Raw genomic sequence first — 5,250 nt, forward strand, 5'->3', positions numbered from 1 at the left:
ATGGCTTATGCCATTTACATCTGGCAAGAACCAAGTAACAACTGAAGGCATCTTGAAAGGGCTTCGGCCATTTCAAGGTTCGAGCTATCTACGATTTAACTATGCCGGCACAGAGTGATCTGTGATCCACGCTTTTAGACGGTAGAGCTCACGGCGGACCATTGACCTGTCGGTAACCAATCCACGTATATCAGAGTGGCCAATGCCGGGAACTGATACCCCGAGGCTCTTTCCGGATGTCTTTAGTAACAATTAAATAAGTTTGTGGTGACTCCCTGTAAGTTTTCTCTTGACAGGAGGTCATTACATATCAGTTATACATTTATTTCTTTATCGCCAGCTGCAAATCCATTGTGTCGTACAGTTTCAAAATACCTACATACTCATTGATTGCCTGTATCCGGTGCAGGAAGATTCTTTAAAACCAGGCAAATATCATCCTCGATTGATGAGAGGTATTTTATTCTTTTTATTGTGTTTTCAGTCTCTACTTCTCCCAGCCTAATCTCATCCGCATCATCACTCACCATACCTAATGCGCGTTTAATGTTGTATTCAAGCCATTCTATCCAGGTATATGCTATTCCAAATAATTCATCATAGGATCTGAATCCATTGTCATAAGCGCCCAGATACCCTTTAAAAAATGCTTTCAGATTATCTTTATTGAATTTACCGTTTACAGTTCCTGCCCATTGCAAAGCCAGATCAAGACAAGATGATATCGGATTACTATATCCCAGGCACTCAAGATCGATTACATGCGGATTGCCTTCATGCCACATGATATTCTTAGGATCCATATCATCATTGCTGATTGCCCTCATGGCAGGAAGATTTTTTCTTGCTTCGTTTAGATTATTCTGTGCATTTTTAAGGAGCTGTAAATTTGCTTCAAGCTGTGGTGCAATTACACTATCTTTAGACTTAGCTCTATCAAGTAATGCTTCAAAATCAACACTACTTAATACCGGTTCATTTGGTGATATATTATTTGCATCAATAGCATGGATTCTACCAAGTATCTCGCCGGCCTTATAGCACTGCTCACCGGTAATGGCGTCAAAGTCCGTGATGCTTCCTTCCTGCCATTGAAAAACATAATAATATCTTCCATTTACAGGTAACATCTTTTTATCATCGAAGGAGTTCAAAGTACAATCATCGAAAGATAGTGCCGCCACAACAGGAATACCATTTTCCTCTAATATGCGCTCTAACCTCTCCGCTTCAGAATAATTCTTCAAGGCATCAGGTCTACCCATTATTTCAGGATTCAAACATTTCACAGCATACGTACCGGTCGTTGTCTGCACTTTATACATCTTGTGCATCAATCCACCGGTCACCGGTGAAATCTCTCCTTCAATTGTCCCCAACCCGCATTGTTCTACCAATGCTCTTATATTTTCCATAATTCCCTTCCCGGATGAACTACTCTCATCTACTCCTCGGTGGAAAGATTATTTCTCATATAGATAATTACTTTCTACAGGATTCTTATTCAAACCAGCTATTTACTGTAGCTATTTCCTCAATGTAACCTTCATCATCATTTGGTGTCTCTAGAATAAACGGAAGCCCTCCAAATGCCGGATGCATCGCGAACCGCTTCATGGCTTCCATGCCTATCATTCCCTGTCCCAGTTTCTCGTGACGGTCCTTATGTGAGCCGCGCTCATTCTTACTATCGTTGAAATGAACTGCCTTAAGCCTGTCCAGACCGATGATCCTATCAAACTCATTAAGCACTCCATCAAGATCATTTACTATGTCATAGCCAGAATCCCATGTGTGGCATGTATCAAAGCAGACTCCAAGCTTATCTTTACATTCCACCAGATCGATGATTTCTTTTAGTTCCTCAAAACTTCTCCCTACTTCAGATCCCTTACCGGCCATTGTCTCAAGCAGAACAGTGGTCTTCATATCAGAAAAAAGCGCTTTATTTAGCCCCTCAGCAATCTGTCTGATACCAACATCAGCTCCCTGTCCTGTATGAGAGCCGGGATGAAAGTTATAGTACTGCCCGGGTAGCGCCTCCATTTTTTCAAGATCTTTTACTAACATATCAAGACCATTTGCTCTGGTCTCCGGATTCGCTGAGCATAAATTCATGGTGTAACTGGCATGAGCAACCAGTTTGCCAAATTTCTTTTCCTTTAAAATATCCATAAGAGCATTAACATCAGACGGCACTATATCTTTTGACTTCCCACCTCTTGGGTTTCTGGTAAACCATGCAAACGTATTTCCTCCAAAATCCACCATCTGATGCCCCATGGCTTCATATCCGTTTGTTACTGTCAGATGACATCCTATATAAACCATATTCCTAGCTCTCCACCGGCTAATTCATTTCTCATCTTTTCCCTGTCCTTATATAATCTATCAACTCTTCTAAATCATCAAAGTCATCATAGTCACCCATGATTCCTTCCCTATGATAAATAATCCCTGCCTGCTCGTTTCTTTCCAGACAGTCCAGTAGTTCCTCAACTCCGAACCTATGGGCAAACTCTGCAAACGCCCTCGCCTTAATCTTTTCTGCGTATAAGCCTTTACGACAATTTAAAGGTTCGCATTCATAGCATCCATTCAGATTCTTATCAATTCCGCACCTTCTAACCTCGCACCACTCAGCATCCTTGCACCAGGAAAGCTCCATAAATCCATCCCGTTTACATCCTTTACAGGTCACGTTTTCAGAACACAGACAGCATGCCAGTCCGCAACGTGCAATTCCAAGCTCTCTTTTCATTGGTATCCCCCCTCCTTATCACCCTTTAATCTGTCCCGGGTTGTGGATATGCATCGGAAGTACAAAAAGGATTATTGCATAAACAAACCCTTTATCCCACAATTTCGAAATCTATCAATTTATATATCCAGCTTTCCAAATCTAAAAAAGTATATCCGGCTTCTCTGGCTTTTTCTGTGCTAAAGCTCAGTGTATCCTTTAATCCATTAAATGGTGCAGCATCACCATTCTCATCAAGGATTGCTTTTTTTCCCAGCTTCTCTTCTGTATAGCTGATAATATCAGAAATGTTTATAGTCCCGTTGGAACAGCCATTAACAGCGCCACTAAGTGGATGGTCTGCTAAATACGCAAGAAATTCACCGGCTTCCTTCTCATATATGAAAGACATGGCTTCATTAAGATCATCCACAAACATAGGCTTCTCATTATTTATATGTTCAATATAAAAACGTAGCCTTCCTGTATAATCATTTTCTCCAAGCACAACCGGATAACGCACAAAAGTACAGACAGATGAATCCATATATTCCAGAACCGCTCTTTCTGCATTGCGTTTAGTCTTTGCGTAATCTGTGATTCTTCCCATCCACTCTAGGGGATATTCACTTGCTACAAACTCATCTTCACTTATATTTGCATGATCCTCGTGGTAAACAGAGCAGGTAGACATCTGAATGTATCTTTCACAACTAACATTTTCCAAAAGAGCCTTTACATCATTAGAACTGTAGGCAATCTTATCAATAATCACATCATACTTTTTGTTGTCCAAAGCTCTTTTGACACTCGCTGAATCCGTCCGGTCGAAAATCACATAGCTTACTTCACCATCAAAATCCACCTTCGCATTTCCTCTTGTAGCAATGGTCACGTCATGACCTTTTGCCAGCAGAGCATTTACCATAGGAATCCCAAAATACCTTGTCCCACCAACAACCAGAATTTTCATAAGCTCTCCCCTCAACTTACCCTTATCTTGTTCTTAATCCGGTACATTGCTTCGATGTGCATGATCCAGTGTCTGGAAAAAGGCATCTGAATCAGTCCTTTAATATCCTTTCCGCACCAATAATCGATCAGCCAGAATGCATCTTCATCCTTACTAACCGTTCTGGTTTCGATAATCCTTTCCCTGTCATCATCAGTAAACTTCCTCTTTAGGTCTTTATATTGCATATCTTTAAGCAGCTCATTTGTTGAATCCATCACTGCCCTGCAATAATCAAACAAAGCTCTCACATCGAGTTTTGCTGAAAACTCCGCGATTTCCTCTCCCTTCAGTTCATTGCCTGTGGTAAGGATAGGACTGTTTATCCTGCGAAGCCAATCATCCGTAAAGAGGATTTGACTGTCCTGACGGATCAGTGTATGTGCCACAATATCCTCAATCCGGAATATATGCCACATGGAATACCCCAGAGTCTTGCTGTGATAACCCTTCGCTCCGGCAAAAGGCATCAGGTAAAAGGCTTCTTTCGGGTATGTATTCACTATAGATGTTATCTGACCAAAGAGTTCTTCTCTTAGCTCAAGCAGTGCGATAATACCATCATCAAAGCTCTCTTTCCTTCCAATCAAAGATTGCATTTTCTTGTTTTTTTCTGACCATTCCTTATTCATATCGATTCACCCCTTCAGTAGTGCGTACATCTACACAGTAACCCTTATGAAAACATCCCACTTATATTATTAAGCCTACCATGTAACACGATAAAAGTCCTTACCTACACACATAATAGCCTAAATTTCACTGAATCTATATGAAAACGAATCCTTTATTTTCTATACAAAAAAGAGAAGCATATACGCCTCTCTCATTTCCTTAATTCTGTCAAATCTTTTTATATTCTGAATATGTGTCAATTCCTGTTAACTTCTCAATTGCATCCGCATTCCAAAAATCATTTTCCCAACGAAAATAGATATCTTTTCGCTTCTTAAATATTCTAAATGGTTCGTCTGAGTTATCGTAAACATGTAAGATGTCACAAATCTGTACAAGTTGCGGAATTATTTCCAAAGCTTTTTCATATCTAGATCTTATTTTATCCGAAAGAGCTTTTTCTCTTAGTTCTTCAGCTTTAACAGCAGCTTCCATATCACTGCATAAACTTGACCTCTTGATATCATCAGCATTTATGTATATGCTGTTGTTTGTTACTTTACCTGCGTTCTAAATTCTGTTTTTGAATCACTTTATTTAAAGGTGTGGACTTATTTATTCAGGTGCATAATACACCAGATTATTTAATGCCATGCCTTTTGTGTTATCATGGGAAAGTTACTGACAATAAAAGGCAGGATCCCTCCCCGACCAAAGTTTGGTATCCTGCCTTAGCAACTCCGTACACAGAAGTGTACGAAAACATGCAAGACAATGATAACCCTTTACGTTGAAGAAAACAATCCGATTACACCAGGTTTCTACAACTCTGTCCTAAACAATCTCCAGTTCCATCAGCTCAAATGCCCTTGTGGTCAGTCAG

6 protein-coding genes are annotated in these 5,250 nt (G+C 40.2%); all 6 read right to left on the reverse strand.

The window, feature by feature from the left end; translation table 11 throughout:
• Nucleotides 1–383 precede the first annotated feature (383 nt).
• Entirely contained in the window at nt 384–1,415 is a 1,032-nt protein-coding gene (locus G610_RS0115035; protein WP_026525427.1) for a phosphotransferase enzyme family protein, read from the reverse strand.
• Nucleotides 1,416–1,500: 85 nt separating this feature from the next.
• Nucleotides 1,501–2,331: a deoxyribonuclease IV gene (locus tag G610_RS0115040; RefSeq protein ID WP_026525428.1), complete on the reverse strand. Its 831-nt coding sequence runs from the start codon at nt 2,329–2,331 to the stop codon at nt 1,501–1,503.
• A gap of 31 nt (nt 2,332–2,362) precedes the next feature.
• On the reverse strand, nt 2,363–2,761 hold the full coding sequence (locus G610_RS0115045) for a DUF3795 domain-containing protein (protein ID WP_026525429.1): 399 nt from the start codon (nt 2,759–2,761) through the stop codon (nt 2,363–2,365).
• 91 nt (nt 2,762–2,852) lie between these two features.
• The gene (locus tag G610_RS0115050; RefSeq protein WP_026525430.1) at nt 2,853–3,713 is read right to left on the reverse strand and encodes an NAD-dependent epimerase/dehydratase family protein; all 861 of its coding nucleotides are present in this window, start codon (nt 3,711–3,713) and stop codon (nt 2,853–2,855) included.
• 11 nt (nt 3,714–3,724) lie between these two features.
• Nucleotides 3,725–4,384: a phage head-tail adapter protein gene (locus G610_RS0115055; RefSeq protein ID WP_026525431.1), complete on the reverse strand. Its 660-nt coding sequence runs from the start codon at nt 4,382–4,384 to the stop codon at nt 3,725–3,727.
• 211 nt (nt 4,385–4,595) lie between these two features.
• Complete coding sequence (locus G610_RS0115060; RefSeq protein ID WP_026525432.1) at nt 4,596–4,862, reverse strand: hypothetical protein; 267 nt, start codon at nt 4,860–4,862, stop codon at nt 4,596–4,598.
• Nucleotides 4,863–5,250 lie beyond the last annotated feature (388 nt).

It is taken from the genome of Butyrivibrio sp. MB2005 (genome assembly GCF_000424285.1).
Classification (GTDB): domain Bacteria; phylum Bacillota; class Clostridia; order Lachnospirales; family Lachnospiraceae; genus Butyrivibrio.